The sequence below is a fragment of the Thalassotalea algicola genome, from assembly GCF_012932965.1.
In the GTDB taxonomy this organism is placed as follows: Bacteria; Pseudomonadota; Gammaproteobacteria; order Enterobacterales; family Alteromonadaceae; genus Thalassotalea_F; species Thalassotalea_F algicola.
In genome coordinates, this window is sequence record NZ_JABBXH010000004.1 from 484,416 (window position 1) to 504,433 (window position 20,018).

Genomic DNA, 20,018 nt, shown 5'->3' on the forward strand with positions numbered 1-20,018 from the left:
ATTTCCAACCTGCTTTCTTTTTAAGCGCTTCGGTTTAACACCAGCCGCTCCAAGAACTTTGAGTTTATCGTCAGTAGTATCTTTACCACCAACATTTAAACTAGTTACTCTGGTCCTTTTAGTTTGATTTTATCATCCATTAAACGCTGTTCAGCATAATAAATCATCGCCTGTCTAGCGTGCTCAGAATACCCTTCACCAAAATGCTCGCAGAGTTCATTAACTTCTGTAAGGTCGACACTATTCGCCATTCCTACATATTCTTCATAGCCAAGATCAGGAATATCTTTATAACCATTCTCCCTCGCTACCAACTTATTAAAGTTATTGGTCATTTGATAATGTTCATCGGTAAGCTGTTGCACTATTGTGCAATCAAATGGCATCCCTATCGTTTCAGCAAATGCTAATGTCACTTTGTCACTCTCTTCTTTAAATTCTCGCATTTGTTGTTCAGAAAGCTTTGCCAACACTGACATTTGTTTTTCAGACTCTTCTTTACTGTATCTTTCCTGAGATAAGCTACCCCAGCGCTCCGTTTTTTCTTTAGGAATATCTTCAAACAAAATATCGTAGTTTTCTTTACCTTTTATGCTGTCCATCGTGACCTCTAAGCTATTAATCATTTTCGATAAGGTTTGTTGACGTTGAATAAGCAAAGATTTTTGGTGGCTTAATGTATCCAGTAATTGATCATCGCTTGATTGCACAAGCGATTTTATCGCTTCAATACTAAAATCAAGTTCGCGATAAATGATGATTTGTTGCAACCTCACCAAGTGATTTTGTGTATATACCCTGTAACCATTTGCTTGCTGACGAAAAGGCACTAATAATCCTTTCTCGTCATAGTGATGCAACGTTTTTACACTTACGCCCGCAAGTTTACTCACCTGACTGACGCTATATGATTTACAACTGTTCAAAGATTTACCCTTTTCTTTATCTAACTCAAGTCAACACGTTGATGATGAGCTATCCTCTAAGGTCAGAGTCAATAGTTTATAAAAAGTAATGAAAACAAAAAACCCGCCATAAGGCGGGTTTTTCAAATAACTTTCAAAAAGAAAGGTTGATTACCAACCAGTTTTCTCTTTAAGCGCTACACCGATATCAGCTAAAGAACGAACGGTTTTAACACCAGCCGCTTCTAACGCTGCAAATTTATCATCGGCAGTACCTTTACCACCAGCGATAATAGCACCAGCATGGCCCATACGCTTACCAGCAGGGGCTGTAACACCTGCAATGTAAGAAACTACAGGCTTAGTTACGTTAGCTTTAATGTACTCAGCAGCTTCTTCTTCTGCAGTACCACCAATTTCACCAATCATTACGATTGCTTCAGTTTGTGGGTCGTTTTGGAACATTTCTAAAACGTCGATAAAGTTAGTACCTGGGATTGGGTCACCACCGATACCAACACATGAAGACTGACCGAAACCAGCATCAGTTGTTTGCTTAACGGCTTCATAAGTCAATGTACCTGAACGAGATACAATACCTACTTTACCTGGCTTGTGGATGTGACCTGGCATGATACCGATCTTAGATTCGCCCGGAGTAATAACACCAGGACAGTTAGGACCAATCATACGAACGCCAGTTTCTTCAAGCTTAACTTTAACGTCAAGCATGTCTAACGTTGGAATACCTTCAGTAATCGTTACGATTAATTCGATACCAGCATCGATTGCTTCTAAGATTGCATCTTTACAGAAAGGAGCTGGAACGTAGATAACTGTAGCTGTTGCGCCAGTTGCTTCTACTGCTTCACGAACTGTGTTGAATACTGGAAGACCTAAGTGCTCTTGGCCGCCTTTGCCTGGTGATACACCACCAACCATTTGCGTACCGTATGCGATAGCTTGCTCTGAGTGGAAAGTACCTTGACCACCAGTGAAACCTTGACAGATAACTTTAGTATCTTTGTTAATTAATACAGACATTATTTGCCCTCCGCAGCAGCTACTACTTTCTCAGCAGCGTCTTTTAGTGATTCAGCAGCAATGATATCAACGTCAGAGTTAGCTAATACTTCACGACCAGCTTCAGCGTTAGTACCTTCTAAACGTACAACTACTGGCACGTTTACGCCTACTTCTTTAACAGCACCGATAATACCTTCAGCGATCATGTCACAACGAACGATACCACCGAAAATGTTAACTAATACTGCAGATACGTTGTCGTCAGAAAGAATAATTTTGAATGCTTCTGCAACACGTTCTTTAGTAGCGCCGCCACCAACATCTAAGAAGTTAGCTGGCTTGCCGCCGTGTAAGTTAACGATGTCCATTGTACCCATTGCTAGGCCAGCACCGTTAACCATACAACCAACGTTGCCGTCTAATGCTACGTAGTTTAATTCCCATTGTGCAGCATGTGCTTCACGCTCATCTTCTTGAGATGGATCGTGGAAGGTACGGATTTTTGGTTGACGGTATAAAGCGTTTGAATCAACACCAATTTTGCCGTCTAAACAGTGAAGGTTACCTTCTTCAGTGATTACTAGCGGGTTGATTTCTAGTAAATCAAAATCGTGATCAGTAAACATGTTGCCTAAGCCCATGAAGATCTTAACGAACTGCTTCATTTGAGTTGGGTTTAAGTCAAGTTTGAAACCTAATTCACGAGCTTGGTATGCTTGAGGACCTACTAATGGGTCGATAGCTGCTTTGTGAATTAAGTGTGGAGTTTCTTCAGCAACTGTTTCGATGTCTACACCGCCTTCAGTTGATGCCATGAAAACAACGCGACGAGAACCACGGTCAACTACCGCACCTAAATATAGTTCGTTAGCGATATCAGTACAGCTTTCAACTAAAATCTTAGCTACTGGCTGACCATTCGCATCTGTTTGATAAGTAACTAAGTTCTTACCTAACCAGTGTTGTGCGAATTCTTTGATCTCTTCTTTGGTTTTAACTAGCTTAACACCGCCAGCTTTACCACGGCCACCTGCGTGAACCTGAGCTTTAACAACCCACATATCGCCGCCAATTTTGTCAGCAGCTTCAGCAGCTTCTTGAGGTGTATCGCATGCGAAACCTTCAGAAACTGGTAAACCATATTCAGCGAATAATTGTTTCGCTTGATACTCATGCAAATTCATGGTGATTTTCCACTTACTATTTGAATGGATTTAGCATAGCAGCTCTCTTGGCCTTACCAATTTGAGCAATTACACTAAACGATTATAATTGTGCACAGATTATATAGATAAAACCTATGCGGTGAAACCCCTTTCCGGGAGATTCATTACGAATAAGTATGCTACTTATTCCAATTTTCTCAACTTGAAATTAAAAAGTAATAAAAAGCCATATATTTCAATAGGTAATACCAATATCACTTTACAAATACATCACAATTAAATTAGCTACGACTTTAGTCGAGTAGCGTTAAGAAACTACTTGAATAGGTATCGTTAATATTTTCCCACCTTGTTTTTTCAGCAATAGGTAAATTAAGCATAAAATTGCAGCAATAATAGCTAACGATACACTCGAATATAAAGGCGTAAGGTGTAAATTACCTAACTGATAAACCACTGTTGCAACAATATATGCTAATCCAAAGCTCCATAGCGCGGCAAACAATGCCCAGCGCGTATTCGTTTCGTTTTTAATGGCACCCATTGCTGCTGCACACGGTGTATAAAGTAGAATAAATAATAGATAAGAAAATGCGCCAAGTCGTCCATCAAACGCCTGTTGCATAGCAATATATGTTGATATCGCTACTTCTTGTTCTTGTGCCGCGATAGATAAGTCAGACACATCTCCTATTTTAACACCAAGTGGATCTTCAGGTGCTATGCCTAATAGGTTTTCAGCAATTGAGCCTATACCTATATTCCAGGCATCAATAATTGAAGGTTCACTTGATGCTTCTCCGCCAGTTGTCGAATATAAACTATTAAATGTAGCTACTAATGCTTCTTTGGCAAAAATTCCGGTAATAATGCCGACACCAGCTTGCCAGTTATCTTCTTGGATGCCCATTGGTGAAAGTAATGGTGTGATAACTTGTGCTCCTTGCGTAAGTATCGACGTTTCACTGTCTTGATGGCCAAATTCACCGTCTATACCAAAAGAGTTAAAGAAATTAAGGAGACAAACAACGACAACAATTATTTTTCCAGCACCAGTAACAAAAGATTTAACACGTTGCGTTACTTTTCTGGCTAATACGATAATCCCAGGCCAATCATAAAGTGGTAACTCCATCACGGTATATTTTGCGTTGCCTTGGAGAATTGTTGCTCGTAGCAAAAAGCCGGTAAATATAGCAGCAGCAATACCAATTAAATAAAGAGAAAATACAATATTTTGTCCCGAACTAGGAAAGAACGCGGCCGCAAACAATGCATATACAGGTAACCTTGCTCCACAAGACATAAATGGTGACATCATAATCGTGGTAATGCGTTCACGTTCACTATCTAAAATTCGAGCGCCCATTACTGCTGGCACTGTGCAACCAAAGCCTACAATAAGTGGCACAAATGCTTTTCCTGGTAGACCAATTTTCTGCATTAACGCTTCAACAACAAATGCCGCTCGCGATAAATAGCCACTTGCTTCAAGCAAAGACAACCCAATAAACAAACAGGTAACAACAGGTATAAAGGTCATTACGGTTTGAAGGCCCATTCCTATACCTTCGACAATAGTGGTTAACCAGTCAGGTAATCCAGCAGAGGCTAACCAATACATTGGATATTCAACAAATAGCGTTCCAGCCATTACATCGAAGAAGTCTATAAATGCACTACCTACATTAATGGCAAACATAAAAAGTAGGTACATCATTAATAAGAATACGGGAATACCAAACTTAATTGATAATAGGTATTTGTCGATTTGCTGAGTAAGGGATGCTGTTTGATTTTCTGAAAATTGGATATCCACCAACAATTGATCTATTGCTGAATAACGTGCTTTTTTGATTGTTTGCAATACGCCACTGTCAGTTTTGCAGTTACATACATCAATACATTCTTGTTTTTCTAAATTAAGTAACTCTGCATTAGAGGTTATGTCTACTAGCTTACCTATAGGCGTGTTAAACAATGTGGCTACCGACTTATCACCACTTGCTAGTGTTTTCTCAATCAATGACAAAATAGTCATTTTGCTGCAATTACCACTAATAACGGGACACTTTAATTCTTTACTCAGTTTTTCAAGATTTAACGACGCCGCTTCTTTTCGATCATCTTTGGAAATAACCACTACCATAGGTAAGCCAAGCGCAAGCAATTGACTGGTTAAATATAGCTGTCGACGCATTTGTGTTGCATCAATTACATTAATTAGACAGCCTATTTTAGTCTGCGCTAAATAATCTATGGTAATACGTATATCTTTGCCATATTCAACTGCACTTGTTAGCGCAGGAACTCCTGGCAAATCGGTTAGGTCATATTGTTTATTGCCGAGGTCAACCTTGCCTGTTTTCGCAGCGACCGTAATACCTGCAAAATTACCTGTTTTCTGCTGACTATTAGTTAGTTTGTTAAATAAGGTTGTTTTACCACTATTAGCAAAACCAACCATGGCAATATTTGTGGATAAAGTCATGCAATATGCTCCACTTGAATTTCAGCAGCTAATTCATATGGCAAGCTATAAGCAGAACCATGCACAGCTATTGCTACAGGCCCCTTAAATGGAAATATTGAGATAAGTTTAAGCTCACAACCGACAAAAATGTCTTGCTCGATTAACCGTATTTCTTTTTCGTGTTCAAATGGCAATGCAATCACTTTATAGCGCTGCTTAGTATGCCCACTGGTCAGTGTCATATTGTCAGTCATATTCATAAGCATTCGAGAATGAACAGACTAACCGCTTTAGGCATTAAAAGTGATGATGTACATCAAATTAACAATGATATTGAGAATTATTTACAAATAACAACAATAAAAAAGCCGCTAGATAGCGGCTTCTATTATCATTAATTTAGACTAGCTTAGATGTCTAATAATAAACGAGTTGGATCTTCTAGTAACTCTTTAATTGTTACTAAGAAACCTACAGATTCTTTACCGTCCGTTTTTTAATAAAGAGCAACGTTGGTCGTAGGACAATGCTAGATACATCATAGATAAAATTTCAACTTTACCGTCGACAGCCCAATCAAATGCGTTCTTGGAATTTTTACTTAAATAAAATAAAAGCCCCGCTAATTTAGCGAGGCTTTTCATTTATTATTTTTCTAGTTTTAGATGTCTAACTAAATATCTAGTAATAAACGAGTTGGATCTTCTAGTAACTCTTTAATTGTTACTAAGAAACCAACAGATTCTTTACCGTCCGTTTTTTAATAAAGAGCAACGGTGATCATAAGACAATACTAGATACATCATAGATAAAATTTCAACTTTACCGTCGACAGCCCAATCAAATGCATTCTTGGAATTTTTACTTAAACAAAATAAAAGCCCCGCTAATTTAGCGAGGCTTTTATTTTATTATTTTTCTAGTTTTAGATGTCTAACTAAATATCTAGTAATAAACGAGTTGGATCTTCTAGTAACTCTTTAATTGTTACTAAGAAACCTACTGATTCTTTACCATCGATCAAACGGTGATCATAAGACAATGCTAGATACATCATAGGTAAAATTTCAACTTTACCATCAACCGCCATTGGACGATCTTGAATCTTATGCATTCCTAAGATAGCGGTTTGTGGAAGGTTAATGATTGGTGTTGAAAGCAATGAACCAAATACACCACCATTAGTGATAGTGAAGTTACCGCCTTGCATATCATCCATAGTTAACTTGCCGTCACGGCCTTTAATCGCTAACTCACGAATACCTTGCTCGATACCTGCCATTGAAAGCTGGTCTGAATCACGAAGTACAGGTGTTACTAAACCTCGAGGCGTAGAAACTGCAATCGAGATATCGAAGAAGTTGTGATAAACGATATCATCACCATCGATTGACGCATTTACAGCTGGGAAACGTTTTAACGCTTCTGTTACCGCTTTAACATAGAACGACATAAAGCCTAGGCGAGTATCATGAGTTTTCTCAAATACGTCTTTATATTGCTTACGTAAATCCATGATTGGTTTCATGTTAACTTCGTTAAACGTTGTTAACATCGCCGTAGAGTTTTTCGCTTCAAGTAAACGATTAGCAATTGTTTTACGTAAACGAGTCATAGGTACACGTTTTTGGCTACGCTCACCTAATGCAGACGATGCAGCAGCGCTTGCAGCTGCCGCTGCAGGTGCAGGAGCTGCTGCTGGTTTGTTAGCCGCGGCTTCAACATCTTCTTTAGTAATGCGACCGCCTTTCCCAGTGCCCTTAACGTCTGACTCAGATAAACCTTTTTCAGTCATTAAACGACGCACTGATGGAGATGCAACACCGTCACCAGAAGATGCTTCTTCTGCCGCTGGAGCTGCAGGTGCCGCTGATGCTGTTGCACCGGCACTTAATTCACCAATTTTTTGTTCACCTAATACAGTTTCGCCTTCAGCGTGGATAATCTTACCGATAACACCATCTTCTTGCGCTACAACTTCAAGCACTACTTTGTCTGTTTCAATATCAACAAGTTGCTGATCGCGCGATACCGCGTCGCCTTCAGCCACATGCCAAGTAGCTACTGTTGCATCTGCTACAGATTCAGGTAAAACAGGGACAATAATATCAATTACTTTGCCACTTGCTGCTGGTGCAGCAGCAGGAGCCGCGTCAGCTTTAGGAGCTGCTGCAGCTTCACCTTCAGATAGAATAGCAATAACTTGCTCGCCTAATACTGTTGCGCCTTCTTCTTGGCTAATTTCAGTAATTACACCATCAGAAGTAGCAGGTACTTCAAGTACTACTTTATCTGTTTCAATATCAACAAGCACTTGGTCGCGAGCTACAGTATCGCCTACTTGTACATGCCATGTTGCTACCGTTGCATCAGCAACTGATTCTGGTAATACAGGAACCTTAATTTCGGTTGTCATTCATTTATTCCTTACAAAACTAGTCTATTCAACATTTAGCGCGTCATGGACTAGCGCTTGTTGTTCTTTTACATGGACGGACATATAACCTACCGCTGGTGCAGCTGATGCTTTGCGACCGGCATACGTCAAATAATTACCTTCAGGAATACACGCACGGAAATGGTGCTGCGAGCAATACCAAGCACCTTGGTTTTGTGGCTCTTCCTGACACCAGACGAATTGTTTTACATGCTGATATTGTTCTAATTCAGCGCGTAATTCAGTTTCTGGGAATGGGTATAATTGTTCAACACGAATGATTGCAACATTATTTTGCTCATTCTTACGACGTTGTTCCAGTAGCTCGTAGTAAACCTTACCGCTACAGAATACAACACGTTCAACATTTTCTGGCTTGATGTCTTCATCAGTTTCACCAATCACATTATGATAAGCACCATTTGAAAGCTCTTCTAATGAGGAAACAGCCAATGGGTGGCGTAGTAATGATTTAGGTGACATTACAATCAATGGGCGACGCATAGGACGAACAACCTGGCGACGTAGCATATTAAATACTTGCGCAGGTGTTGACGGCACACATACTTGCATATTGTGATCAGCACATAATTGTAAGTAACGTTCTAAACGTGCAGATGAATGCTCTGGACCTTGACCTTCATAACCATGTGGTAACAACATAGTTAAGCCACATAAACGGCCCCACTTCTGCTCACCTGATGAAATAAACTGGTCAAAAACAACTTGCGCACAGTTAGCGAAATCACCAAATTGTGCTTCCCAAATAGTTAAACCATTTGGTTCAGCAGTTGTGTATCCATATTCAAATGCTAATACTGAAACTTCAGACAATACTGAGTCATGCACATCGAAAGCACCTTGGCCTTCACGTACATTTTTAAGTGGTAGATAATGGCTAGCATCTGTTTGATTGTGTAGTACGGCATGGCGATGGAAGAATGTACCTCGACCAGCGTCTTGCCCAGTAATACGTACACGATTACCACCATCTACGATTGCGGCATAAGCTAAACTTTCAGCAAAACCCCAATCTAATAACTTCTCACCCGCAGCCATTTTTTTACGATCGTCGTACACTTTCTTAACACGAGAATGTACCGGGTGATCTTCTGGGTATGATGAAATTGAAGATGCCAGCTCTTTCAGCTTACTTACTGAAATTTCATGGTCATATTCGTCATCCCAATCGTGACCTAGGAACGGGCTCCAATCTACTGAATGCTCGGTCATTGGACGCCACTGTTCTACAGTACATTGACCTTCGTCTAATAACTTTCGGTAGTATGCCGCTAAGTCGTCAGATTTGGCTTTAGCAATAGAGTTTTCAGCATTTAATCTATCTGCATAAAGCTGACGTGGTGTTGGGTGCTTTTTGATCACTTGATACATAAGTGGCTGAGTCGCATTTGGCTCATCCGCTTCGTTATGACCGTGACGGCGATAACATACAAGATCTATAACAACATCACGCTTAAACTTATTACGGAAGTCTAATGCCACTTGCGTCGCTAAAATAACCGCTTCAGGGTCATCTGAATTTACGTGCAGGATAGGCGCATTTACCATTTTAGCGATATCAGTACAGTATTCACCACTACGAGTATCACTAGGGTCCGACGTTGTGAAACCAACCTGGTTATTCACCACAATTCGAATACTACCGCCAACTTTAAATGCACGCGCTTGCGACATATTAAAAGTTTCTTGTACGACACCTTGTCCAGCGATCGCTGAATCACCATGAATAGTTATTGGTAATACTAAGTCACCCTCGTCACAATCACGTCTGTCTAAACGTGCACGAACTGACCCCATAACAACAGGGTTAACAATTTCTAAATGTGACGGGTTAAATGCTAATGCCAAGTGAACATTACCACCTGGCGTTACAAAATCTGATGAATAGCCTTGGTGATACTTTACGTCACCCGAACCTAGAGCTTCATCTGTTTTGCCTGCAAATTCGTCGAATAATTTGGCTGGGTTCTTACCCATAACGTTAACAAGAACATTTAAACGACCGCGGTGAGCCATACCAACGACAACTTCTTTAGTGCCGTGAGTACCCGCGCGGGTAATAAGTTCTTTTAACATAGGTACAAGTGCATCACCACCTTCAAGTGAGAAGCGCTTAGCACCTGGGAATTTAGCTCCCAAATATTTCTCTAGGCCATCTGCTGCAATTAAACCTTTAAGAATTTCTTCTTTCTGTTCAGTCGAGTATTGACCTTGTGATTGCACAGATTCGAGACGACTTTGAATCCAGCGTTTTTCTTCTGTCGATGTCATGTGCATATATTCTGCACCAATAGATCCACAGTATGTCTTTCTTAACGCTTTATATAAGTCACCTAGCTTCATAGTCTCTTGACCACAAGCAAACGAACCTACATTGAATTCTTTATCAAAATCGTTTTCAGATAAATCATGATGAGAAAGTTGAAGGTCTCGTACTTTATCGCGCTGCCATAAACCTAACGGGTCAATATTTGCATTTTGATGACCACGGAATCGATAAGCATTGATAAGCTGCAAAACTTTAACTTGTTTTGCATCAGAGCCACCAGAAACAATAACGTTGCGAGCGGGTTGTTTTGCTAGCTCTCTGAATTCTTCACGAATAGCTGAATGTTTATATTCAACATCAGCACCTTCAATTTTGGGGAGAGAATCAAAAACTGCGCGCCATTCATCTGAAACTGACTGCGAGTTTTCTAAATAGTGTTCGTACAGTTCTTCAATATAAGCAGTGTTAGCACCACTCAAATGGGAAGACTCTAACCAAGCCTTCATTACACCTTCGGGCATTAGCTGTTCCTTTACAAGGTAAAAGCCACCAATAATAAAGTTTAATCAGGGTGGGACTGTTGCCCCACCCTAAACGATTAAACGGCTCTTTGTAAAAGCATTGACTTAATATGGCCAATTGCTTTTGTTGGGTTTAATCCTTTTGGACAAACGTCAACACAGTTCATGATGCCATGACAACGGAATACGCTGTAAGCATCTTGCAAATCATCTAAACGCTCGTCGGTTGCTGTATCACGACTATCGATTAAGAAACGATAAGCGTGTAACAAGCCCGCTGGGCCGATGAATTTATCTGGGTTCCACCAAAATGATGGACATGACGTTGAACAACATGCACATAAAATACATTCATATAAACCATCTAAGTGCTCTCGCTCTTCAATAGATTGTAAATGTTCACGTGCTGGCTGTTCTTTGCCATCGTTAATTAAGTACGGTTTAATTTTTTCATATTGATTGTAGAACTGAGTCATATCAATAATTAAGTCACGTACCACTGGTAAACCTGGTAATGGACGCAAAACAATTTTGCTTGCTTTAACAGCAGACAAAGGTGTTATACATGCCAAACCATTCTTACCGTTCATGTTCAAACCGTCTGAACCACAAACACCTTCACGACATGAACGACGGAAAGATAACGTAGAATCTTGCTCTTTAAGTAAGATTAACGCATCAAGTACCATCATATCTGAGCCTTCTCGAACTTCCAGCTCATAATCCTTCATATAAGGTGCATTATCAACATCTGGGTTATAACGATAAATCGAAAACTTCTGAATCATTTTAATGCTCCTTAGTATGTACGTGCTTTCGGAGGGAAAGCTTCGCGGTGAACAGGCTCCATATTTACATCACGCTTCGACATTTCTTCGGTCTCAGGAGAGTAAATAGTGTGACATAACCAGTTTGCATCATCACGGTCTAGGAAATCTTCACGAGAATGAGCACCACGTGATTCGGTACGGTAGTTAGCTGCTTTAGCTGTACTGAATGCAGTTTCCATTAGGTTGTCTAATTCAAGACACTCGATTCGGTCAGTGTTGAATTCACGTGACTTATCAGCTAAATGCGCATTTTTAAGACGTTCACGAATATCCGTTAACTCTTTCATACCTTCAGCCATCGCTTCGCCTTCACGGAATACCGAGAAGTTTAGTTGCATACACTGCTGTAGATCTTTACGAATTTGAACTGGATCTTCACCAGATGTTGAAGATTCCCAACGGTTGTAACGAGAAAGTGCAGCGTCTAGGTCAGAATCAGATGCTTCTTTACCGTTTTCAGTACCTGCTAGGTACTCACCTAAGAAGTTACCAGCTGCTCGGCCAAATACCACTAAATCAAGTAACGAGTTACCACCTAAGCGGTTAGCGCCATGTACTGATACGTTAGCAATTTCACCAACAGCAAATAAACCTTCGATAATTTTGTCTTCACCCGTTTCTGGGTTGTAGCTAATTGCTTGACCATTAACGTTACAAGGTACACCACCCATTTGGTAGTGACAGGTAGGTATTACTGGAATTGGCTCATTTGCAGGATGTACGTGAGCAAATGTTTCAGATAAATCACAAACACCTGGTAAACGCTGCATAAGCGTTTCACGACCTAAATGATCTAACTTCAATTTGATATGAGGTCCATATTGAGGGTGGTCACAACCACGACCTTCTCGAATCTCTGTCATCATTGAACGAGCAACAACGTCACGACCAGCTAAATCTTTAGCGTTTGGTGCGTAACGTTCCATGAAGCGTTCACCATCTTTATTTAATAGGTAACCACCTTCACCACGACAACCTTCAGTAACAAGCACACCTGCACCGGCGATACCTGTTGGATGGAACTGCCACATTTCCATATCTTGCATTTGAACGCCAGCACGTAACGACATACCAACACCGTCACCGGTATTAATATGTGCATTGGTTGTTGACGCGTAAATACGACCAGCACCACCAGTAGCTAATACCGTAGCACGGGCTTTAAAGTAGCAAACTTCGCCTGATTCAATATCAATTGCAGTACAACCAACAACGTTACCGTCATTGTTCTTGACAATATCTAATGCATACCACTCAGAGAAAACGTTAGTTTTGTTTTTAACATTTTGTTGGTACAAACAATGAAGTAGTGCGTGACCAGTACGGTCAGCCGCAGCAGCAGTACGAGCCGCTTGTTCACCACCGAAGTTTTTAGATTGACCACCGAATGGGCGTTGGTAAATTTTACCTTCTTCGGTACGAGAAAATGGTAATCCCATGTTCTCTAACTCAATAATCGCTTCAGGACCTGTTTTACACATGTATTCGATAGCGTCTTGGTCACCGATAAAGTCAGAACCTTTAACCGTGTCATACATATGCTGTTCCCAGTGATCTTCATGGGCGTTACCAAGTGCAACTGTAATGCCACCTTGTGCCGATACTGTATGAGAACGAGTAGGAAATACTTTTGAAATCAGGGCACAACTTTGGCCTGACTCTGAGATTGCTAGTGCGGCACGCATACCTGCACCGCCTGCGCCAATAACTATGGCGTCAAATTCACGAACTGAAACGCTCACTTACACACCCCACACAATAAGGAAGCCTGCTACGAAATATGATAGCAAGGTTACTGAGAAGAAAAATTGCAAAGTACCACGTAAGAAAGCTTTCTTAACGTAATCTGACAATACTTGCCAGATACCGATCCACGCATGGATTAACAATGCAAATAAAGAAACTAAAGCAAACACTTTCATGCAAAGGTTAGCGAACAAACCTTTCCACACGTCAAATGTAACTTCAGGTGTGAAAGCAAAAAAGCCAGCGAGAAATAGCACAAATGCGGCTAAAACTAATGCGCTAGCTCTTAATAAAATAAAATCATGTACACCACTACGGCCTACAGTTGCTGCGTTATTTACCATAACCAAACTCCCACTACAGCAGAAAGTACTATCCACAACACAATGATGAACTTAGCACTGGCATTACCCGATGCTTTTTCTTCAAAATGGCCTAAGTCCATCAATAAGTGACGAATGCCACCTAACAAGTGATAGATAATAGCGACAGAAATACCCCAAATGATAAATTTAAAGAAAACACCATCAAGCATAGCTTTAACTTGAGCGAATCCTTCAGCGGAAGATAAGGATAACGATAGAGTCCACAATAGAATGCCGATAGCAAATATCATTATTACACCAGAAATACGGTGCAAAATAGAAGCATTTGCTGCTGGGTGCATCTTTATTGTAGTCAGGTCTAGGTTTACAGGACGTTCTTTTTTCACGATTGATGCCTAAAGAGCTCTTAGAGCCTTCAACTTTTTTTATTGTTACTCATGAAATATTTATGATGAGCAACCCCCCAAATGAACTACACTTATAAAAACATTACATACGAATGCAACGTTAAACAAACGAAGATCAGATTGATTATATATTTGAACTTCAGGAATTACAATTTTCGTTCGATTTTAAAGAGTTGCGGCTATTTTTTATACGAATAGATCAAATTTATTAGACTTTAGTCAATTCAAACGCACATTTGAATTGACTTTATAGGGTTACTTTGAAGTAGAATACCCGCAGTTTTATATTCAGAAAAACTGACTAACTAGTCATTTTTTAGTCAGTATCTAAAAAATATAGGGGATAAAACATATGGCTGATTCTAAAGCCTCTCTCAGTATTGATGGTAAAGAAGTTGCTGAATTACCTATTTTAAAAGGTTCTGCAGGCAACGACGTAATTGATATCCGCACCTTAGGTGCATCTGGCTACTTCACCTATGACCCAGGCTTCCTAGCAACTGCTTCATGTGAATCTGCTATTACTTTTATCGATGGCGGAAAAGGTGTTTTACAACACCGTGGTTACCCGATTGATAGTTTAGCGAAAGAAGCTAACTACCTTGAAGTTTGCTACATATTATTAAATGGTACTGCGCCAACTAAAGCAGAGTATGATGAATTTGAAAACATCATTACTAACCATACGATGGTTCATGAGAAGATGGCTAACTTCTTCCAAGGCTTCAGAGCAGATGCCCATCCTATGGCGATGCTTTGTGGTATTGTTGGTGCTATGTCATCGTTCTATCATGACGATTTAGACATTACAGACCCTGCACAGCGCATGCGTTGTGCACATCGTTTAGTGGCTAAAATGCCAACTATTTCAGCGATGGCTTATAAATACAGCATGGGTCAACCTTTCGTTTACCCACGAAATGACTTAAATTATGCAGAAAACTTCTTACATATGATGTTCTCTGTACCTGCAGAAGAATATAACGTTAGCCCAACACTTGCTAAAGCAATGGACCGTATCTTTACTTTACATGCTGATCATGAGCAAAACGCTTCAACATCTACAGTACGTTTAGCTGGTTCTTCTGGTGCAAACCCATACGCTTGTATCGCTGCTGGCGTAGCTTCACTTTGGGGCCCTGCTCATGGCGGCGCAAATGAAGCTTGTTTAACAATGCTTGAAGAAATTGGCGATGTATCTCGCGTTGATGAGTTTGTTAAGAAAGCTAAAGATAAGAACGATCCGTTCCGTCTAATGGGTTTTGGTCATCGTGTTTATAAAAACTTTGACCCTCGTGCAACAGTAATGCGTGAAACTTGTCATGAAGTTCTAGAAGAGCTTGGTGTTAACGATCCACTATTAGACGTTGCTATGGCGTTAGAAAAAGTTGCTTTGGAAGACCCATACTTTATCGAGAAAAAGCTATACCCTAACGTAGACTTCTACTCAGGTATCATCTTAAAAGCGATAGGTATTCCAACAAGCATGTTCACGGTAATTTTTGCTATGTCACGCACTGTTGGCTGGATTTCTCATTGGGATGAAATGTTATCTCAACCAGGCCAAAAAATCGGTCGCCCACGTCAAAAATATACTGGTGAAATCAATCGCGAATTCACACCATTAAAAAATAGATAATTTCGATTACCTATAACCCAAAAAGCAGCCTTTTAGGCTGCTTTTTTTATGCTCTAAGTAAAACAATTAACCAAATTTAAGTTAACCTAAAACACTTTCCTGTGCATTTATCGAACAATAAATACACGATATTGCCAGTCGGATTATTTATTATAGTTATCTTTAACAATTCATAAATAAATAGCGTTAGGTACGTAATATATAGAAAATGGCGACAATGATAATTAGCGCACAAAACTTAAGCATTCAATATGAATAAATATGCGCTTTGTATACTTTATACTATCAGACTTAAGCAAATTTTTGTCGATAGTCCTTTGGTGTTAACCCTGTGAAACGCTTAAACAGTTGCCTAAAACTAGAAATATCTTCATAACCAACCGACCAAATAATTTTATTAATATTATCTGTTGTGTTTTCCAGTCGCTGCTTTGCCATTTCGATGCGAATACGCTGCAAGTAACTAATAGGAGTTTCTCCTGTAGCTAGTTTAAAGCGACGTTTAAACGTGCGTGAACCTAAGCCCACTTGGTCAGCAAGAGTATCGATTGAAATCTCCTGATCAAAATGCCCTTCTAACCATTCTTGAGCTTTCAATATTGCTTGGTCGTCGTGTCCTTTCTGCGCTTTAAATGTGACATAAGGTGATTGCTTCTCTCTTACCGGATCAAAAACAATCAATTTTGCAGAATCTGATGCTACTTCCTTACTGATGTAGCGCTCAATTAAATAAAGCACCATATCTATATATGCCATTGATCCACCCGAACAAATTACATCACCATTATCAACAAGTAATTGGTCTGAATTTAGTCGAATGTATGGAAATACGCGTCTGAATAAATCAGCGCTACGCCAATGAGTCGTAGCGACTTTACCTGCCAAAAGACCTGAAGATGCTAATAAGAAGCTACCTGTACAGAAGCTCGAAATTAGCGTCCCTTGATTCTTGCAACTTACCAACCACTGCTTAATTTCGTCTTTCTGTTCTAGCTCTATATCTTCGCCACAACAGTCAACTACAACCTCAACAGTTGCAGAGACTATGATTACATCGGGCGTATTATCAGGATCTAGAAGTTGGGTTGGCATAATTTGTACGCCGTTATAACCAACGACAGGCTTGTTATCTATCGTTACAATCTGACAATCTATTTTTTTATTTGCACCTTCACCGTAACGTCTATCCACACAATAGTTCGCTGCAAATATTACGTCCAAAATGCCGTATACGGCTGACACCATACACCCGTTAGTTGCTAAAACTGCCACTTTCACAATAGCCACCTGTCACTTTTGCCACTTATGATGGCTAATATGCCACCTCATTTTCTTTTAATCAACCAATATCATAGCTTCAATGCCAAAAAGGAGGTGATATATGAAAAATTTATTAAGTCTACTTACTGTTTTTCAGCAATTGTTAACCCTAATGATAATGATCAGTATCATAATGGTTCCTATTTATTTTGAACTATCAATGACAATGACCTTAACTGCAGTGCCAATTATGTTTTTGTTAATGTCTTGGTTTTCTATTTATTACGATCAGAAATTAATTTCATGGCGCGACTACCTACGTAAACACGAGAAATTAGATCGTTCACAGTGCAAGATTAGCGCTTGTTGGCTTCATAATGCCTAACAAGTATTCTCTATCTTCGGAGTATTCGACGATAGGCAAGGCATTAAAATTACTGGTATAATGCGCGCCCTTGTTTTCTAGCATTTAAAATTTATGTCTGATTATCAATTAAGATTTGGTGGTATTGCTCGATTATACGGCGTGCAAGGTGCAGCCATTATTCAAGAAGCAGCGATATGCGTAATAGGTATTGGTGGTGTTGGTTCATGGGTAGCCGAAGCATTAGCGCGCAGTGGTGTAGGCAAAATTACATTAATCGATCTTGATGATATATGTGTGACCAATATAAACCGTCAAATTCATGCTAAGTCAGACACAGTTGGTGAAAGCAAAGTCGAAGAAATGGCGAAACGTATTCAACAAATCAACCCGGACTGTCAGGTTGAAGAAGTTGAAGACTTCGTCACGTTGGACAATGTTAGAGAGTTAATCAGCAAAGAATTTGACTATGTTATTGATGCGATAGATTCCGTACCTATTAAATCGGCAATTATTGCTCATTGTAAACGCAATAAAATACCCATTATCACTGTAGGTGGTGCTGGTGGACAAACCGATCCGACACAAATTTCAATCTGCGATTTAAGCCAAACATATCAAGATCCTTTATTGGCAAAAGTAAGAAATCAGCTGAGGCGAGAATATAACTTCCCACGAAATACTAAACGAAAATTCAGTATAGACGCGGTATTTTCGACACAGCAATTAGTCTATCCTGACGCTGATGGTAATGTTTGCCACGCTAAACAAACACAAGAAGGCGCAATGCGCTTAGATTGCAGCGGAGGGTTTGGCGCTGCCACTCACGTAACAGCAAGTTTTGCTTTTTTTGCAGTAGGAAAAACGATTGATAAGCTGATTAAGAAAAAATTATCGGCTCACTAGCTTTCACTTTCGGCTACGATTTGTATTATGCGTGCAACAATAGAGCGAACACCGCTGCCGCGTGAAGGACTTAAATGTTGTATCAGTCCTAATTGTTCAAAATAGCCTTCAATATCGAAATCAAGTATTTGCTCAGACGACTTATTTTCAAACGCAGATAATATGATAACAAGTAATCCCCTGATCACTTTGGCATCACTATCTGTCTGAAAGTGCCAATGGTTAACGCCATCGACTTGACCTTGCAACCAAACATCACTTTCGCAACCTTGAATTAAATTGTCTTCACCTCTTAAACTTTTGGGCATTCTCGATAGGGATTTACCAAGCATCATTATTTCACGGTGACGGCCATCCCAGCCTTTAGCTTTTTCAAAACGATGATTGATATCTTCGAGCGCACTAGTTTCGTCAACAGTTGTTCTCAATTCTTGTGTTAAATACTGGTTTAAAACATTAATGAGGGAGTCTACTTCAGCGCGGGTATTATATGGCGCTAATGAAACACGAATACAGCCATCAAGTGATAAGTACTCCATTAACGGCATAGCACAATGATGCCCTGCTCTAACCGCAATATTATTGGTATCAAGAAAACTCGCAATGTCCTGATTATGGTGTTCATCAATAATAAAAGAAAAAACAGGAATATCGGGTATGTCTGTAAACAAAAGCGTTAAATTGGGTATTTGGTTTAATTGTTTAAAACAATACTCAGTTAATGCTCGTTCATATTGGACAAACTGTTCCCTGTATTCTTCAACAAATTTAATCGCAGCAGAAAGCCCCAATACAGCTGAGATATTAGGTGTACCCGATTCAAATTTAAATGGCAGTTCGCCGTAGGTCGTACCAGAAAAACTTACGTTTTTTATCATCTCTCCGCCAAACTGGTATGGCGGCATTTTCATTAGTAATTCTCGTTTGCCAAATAGCACACCGATGCCCGTTGGGCCAAACATTTTATGTCCAGAATAGACAAGAAAGTCACAATCTAACGATTGCACATCAATCTTAATATGAGCGACAGCTTGAGCCGCATCAACAAGAATTTTAGCGCCTACATTTCGAGCGGCTTTGACAATACCGTTAATATCATTAACTTTACCGACAGTATTAGAAATTAATGTACAGGCAACAATAGCGGTTTTAGGTGAGATATATGTTGATAAATTATCGGTATCGATTTTGCCATCGCTTGTTAATGGTAACACCCTAATTTTTGCGCCAGTTCGTTTTGCTACTTCTTGCCATGGCACTATATTGGCGTGATGCTCACTGTGACTTAATAAAATTTCATCATCTTTCGATAAAAAGACACTGCCATAGCATTGAGCAACAATATTAATAGCCTCTGTGGTGCCTTTGGTCCAGACAATTTCTTGCTCACTACTAGCATTAATAAAACGTTGAGCGTCAACTCGTGACTTTTCAAAAAGTGCGGTAGCCGAGCGACTAAGTTGATGAGAAGAACGATGGACATTGGCATTGCAGTTCAAATAATAATTTGACGTCGCATCTATAACATTTTGTGGTTTTTGAGTGGTAGCTGCATTATCGAAATAAATAAGAGGTTTACCCTCACTCTCGGATAAACACAGTAACGGAAAAATTTTTTTAAAACGTTGTGGACAAAAATCACTCATCAATTAATTGACACAAATCAGCAATAAAACTTGCACAATTATACCTTAGTATCAGCGGCTAATTGAGGAATTATTT

Annotated in this window: 17 protein-coding genes and 2 pseudogenes; 4 read left to right on the forward strand and 15 right to left on the reverse strand. The window is 39.7% G+C overall.

The genetic code is table 11. The features are described 5' to 3' along the window. Positions 1-104 precede the first annotated feature (104 nt). From HII17_RS14320 to HII17_RS14340, 5 genes are all read right to left on the reverse strand, one after another. Positions 105-926, reverse strand: coding sequence for a MerR family transcriptional regulator (locus HII17_RS14320; RefSeq protein ID WP_169076031.1), 822 nt, complete (start codon positions 924-926; stop codon positions 105-107). Between the two features lie 150 nt (positions 927-1,076). Next, a complete protein-coding gene (sucD, locus tag HII17_RS14325; protein WP_169076032.1) occupies positions 1,077-1,949 on the reverse strand; it encodes a succinate--CoA ligase subunit alpha in 873 nt (290 codons plus the stop codon). Further along, positions 1,949-3,115, reverse strand: a complete 1,167-nt coding sequence (gene sucC, locus HII17_RS14330) for an ADP-forming succinate--CoA ligase subunit beta (protein ID WP_169076033.1) — start codon at positions 3,113-3,115, stop codon at positions 1,949-1,951. The genes sucD and sucC overlap by 1 nt, the downstream gene beginning before the upstream one ends. Positions 3,116-3,404: 289 nt before the next feature. Then, the gene (gene feoB, locus HII17_RS14335) at positions 3,405-5,588 is read right to left on the reverse strand and encodes a ferrous iron transport protein B (protein WP_169076034.1); all 2,184 of its coding nucleotides are present in this window, start codon (positions 5,586-5,588) and stop codon (positions 3,405-3,407) included. Beyond that, entirely contained in the window at positions 5,585-5,824 is a 240-nt protein-coding gene (locus tag HII17_RS14340) for a FeoA family protein (RefSeq protein ID WP_169076035.1), read from the reverse strand. The genes feoB and HII17_RS14340 overlap by 4 nt, the downstream gene beginning before the upstream one ends. A gap of 18 nt (positions 5,825-5,842) precedes the next feature. Here HII17_RS14340 and HII17_RS19230 point away from each other — a divergent pair, with 18 nt between their 5' ends. After that, positions 5,843-5,968 carry a hypothetical protein gene (locus tag HII17_RS19230; protein ID WP_268969166.1) on the forward strand — a complete coding sequence of 42 codons (126 nt, stop codon included), beginning with the start codon at positions 5,843-5,845 and terminating at the stop codon, positions 5,966-5,968. Positions 5,969-5,979: 11 nt separating this feature from the next. On the opposite strand, the pseudogene HII17_RS19395 reads toward HII17_RS19230, so the two are convergent. From HII17_RS19395 to sdhC, 8 genes and pseudogenes are all read right to left on the reverse strand, one after another. Further along, positions 5,980-6,142: pseudogene (locus HII17_RS19395) on the reverse strand (2-oxo acid dehydrogenase subunit E2); the annotation flags it as partial. A 101-nt stretch (positions 6,143-6,243) separates the two neighbouring features. Beyond that, positions 6,244-6,406, reverse strand: a pseudogene (locus HII17_RS19400) (2-oxo acid dehydrogenase subunit E2); the annotation flags it as partial. A gap of 101 nt (positions 6,407-6,507) precedes the next feature. Next, positions 6,508-7,986, reverse strand: a complete 1,479-nt coding sequence (gene odhB, locus HII17_RS14355; RefSeq protein WP_169076036.1) for a 2-oxoglutarate dehydrogenase complex dihydrolipoyllysine-residue succinyltransferase — start codon at positions 7,984-7,986, stop codon at positions 6,508-6,510. Between the two features lie 24 nt (positions 7,987-8,010). Continuing rightward, positions 8,011-10,818, reverse strand: coding sequence for a 2-oxoglutarate dehydrogenase E1 component (locus tag HII17_RS14360; RefSeq protein WP_169076037.1), 2,808 nt, complete (start codon positions 10,816-10,818; stop codon positions 8,011-8,013). A 77-nt stretch (positions 10,819-10,895) separates the two neighbouring features. Beyond that, the gene (locus tag HII17_RS14365) at positions 10,896-11,606 is read right to left on the reverse strand and encodes a succinate dehydrogenase iron-sulfur subunit (protein WP_169076038.1); all 711 of its coding nucleotides are present in this window, start codon (positions 11,604-11,606) and stop codon (positions 10,896-10,898) included. A gap of 11 nt (positions 11,607-11,617) precedes the next feature. Then, positions 11,618-13,390 (reverse strand): succinate dehydrogenase flavoprotein subunit, encoded by a 1,773-nt coding sequence (gene sdhA / locus HII17_RS14370; RefSeq protein ID WP_169076039.1) that lies wholly within the window; start codon positions 13,388-13,390, stop codon positions 11,618-11,620. Next, complete coding sequence (gene sdhD / locus HII17_RS14375) at positions 13,391-13,738, reverse strand: succinate dehydrogenase, hydrophobic membrane anchor protein (protein WP_169076040.1); 348 nt, start codon at positions 13,736-13,738, stop codon at positions 13,391-13,393. It lies immediately after the preceding gene. Further along, a complete protein-coding gene (sdhC, locus tag HII17_RS14380; protein WP_169076041.1) occupies positions 13,732-14,106 on the reverse strand; it encodes a succinate dehydrogenase, cytochrome b556 subunit in 375 nt (124 codons plus the stop codon). The genes sdhD and sdhC overlap by 7 nt, the downstream gene beginning before the upstream one ends. Positions 14,107-14,479: 373 nt before the next feature. On the opposite strand from sdhC, the gene HII17_RS14385 reads away from it, so the two are divergent. Then, positions 14,480-15,766 carry a citrate synthase gene (locus HII17_RS14385; protein WP_169076042.1) on the forward strand — a complete coding sequence of 429 codons (1,287 nt, stop codon included), beginning with the start codon at positions 14,480-14,482 and terminating at the stop codon, positions 15,764-15,766. Positions 15,767-16,057: 291 nt separating this feature from the next. On the opposite strand, the gene HII17_RS14390 is transcribed toward HII17_RS14385, so the two are convergent. Further along, positions 16,058-17,044, reverse strand: coding sequence for a GlxA family transcriptional regulator (locus HII17_RS14390; protein WP_169076043.1), 987 nt, complete (start codon positions 17,042-17,044; stop codon positions 16,058-16,060). A 103-nt stretch (positions 17,045-17,147) separates the two neighbouring features. Here HII17_RS14390 and HII17_RS14395 point away from each other — a divergent pair, with 103 nt between their 5' ends. Continuing rightward, positions 17,148-17,411: a hypothetical protein gene (locus HII17_RS14395; protein WP_169076044.1), complete on the forward strand. Its 264-nt coding sequence runs from the start codon at positions 17,148-17,150 to the stop codon at positions 17,409-17,411. Between the two features lie 93 nt (positions 17,412-17,504). Then, a complete protein-coding gene (tcdA, locus tag HII17_RS14400) occupies positions 17,505-18,296 on the forward strand; it encodes a tRNA cyclic N6-threonylcarbamoyladenosine(37) synthase TcdA (RefSeq protein ID WP_169076045.1) in 792 nt (263 codons plus the stop codon). Here the strand turns inward: tcdA and HII17_RS14405 are convergent. Continuing rightward, positions 18,293-19,942: a SufS family cysteine desulfurase gene (locus tag HII17_RS14405; protein ID WP_169076046.1), complete on the reverse strand. Its 1,650-nt coding sequence runs from the start codon at positions 19,940-19,942 to the stop codon at positions 18,293-18,295. The genes tcdA and HII17_RS14405 overlap by 4 nt on opposite strands. Positions 19,943-20,018: the final 76 nt, after the last annotated feature.

What these genes read in the sequence shown, in the direction of transcription:
- sucD (WP_169076032.1), bottom strand. Translation starts at nt 1,949, where the DNA reads ATGTCTGTATTAATTAACAAAGATACTAAAGTTATCTGTCAAGGTTTC.
- sucC (WP_169076033.1), bottom strand. Translation starts at nt 3,115, where the DNA reads ATGAATTTGCATGAGTATCAAGCGAAACAATTATTCGCTGAATATGGT.
- feoB (WP_169076034.1), bottom strand. Translation starts at nt 5,588, where the DNA reads ATGACTTTATCCACAAATATTGCCATGGTTGGTTTTGCTAATAGTGGT.
- HII17_RS14340 (WP_169076035.1), bottom strand. Translation starts at nt 5,824, where the DNA reads ATGACTGACAATATGACACTGACCAGTGGGCATACTAAGCAGCGCTAT.
- HII17_RS19230 (WP_268969166.1), top strand. Translation starts at nt 5,843, where the DNA reads ATGAACAGACTAACCGCTTTAGGCATTAAAAGTGATGATGTACATCAA.
- odhB (WP_169076036.1), bottom strand. Translation starts at nt 7,986, where the DNA reads ATGACAACCGAAATTAAGGTTCCTGTATTACCAGAATCAGTTGCTGAT.
- HII17_RS14360 (WP_169076037.1), bottom strand. Translation starts at nt 10,818, where the DNA reads ATGCCCGAAGGTGTAATGAAGGCTTGGTTAGAGTCTTCCCATTTGAGT.
- HII17_RS14365 (WP_169076038.1), bottom strand. Translation starts at nt 11,606, where the DNA reads ATGATTCAGAAGTTTTCGATTTATCGTTATAACCCAGATGTTGATAAT.
- sdhD (WP_169076040.1), bottom strand. Translation starts at nt 13,738, where the DNA reads ATGGTAAATAACGCAGCAACTGTAGGCCGTAGTGGTGTACATGATTTT.
- HII17_RS14385 (WP_169076042.1), top strand. Translation starts at nt 14,480, where the DNA reads ATGGCTGATTCTAAAGCCTCTCTCAGTATTGATGGTAAAGAAGTTGCT.
- HII17_RS14395 (WP_169076044.1), top strand. Translation starts at nt 17,148, where the DNA reads ATGAAAAATTTATTAAGTCTACTTACTGTTTTTCAGCAATTGTTAACC.
- tcdA (WP_169076045.1), top strand. Translation starts at nt 17,505, where the DNA reads ATGTCTGATTATCAATTAAGATTTGGTGGTATTGCTCGATTATACGGC.
- HII17_RS14405 (WP_169076046.1), bottom strand. Translation starts at nt 19,942, where the DNA reads ATGAGTGATTTTTGTCCACAACGTTTTAAAAAAATTTTTCCGTTACTG.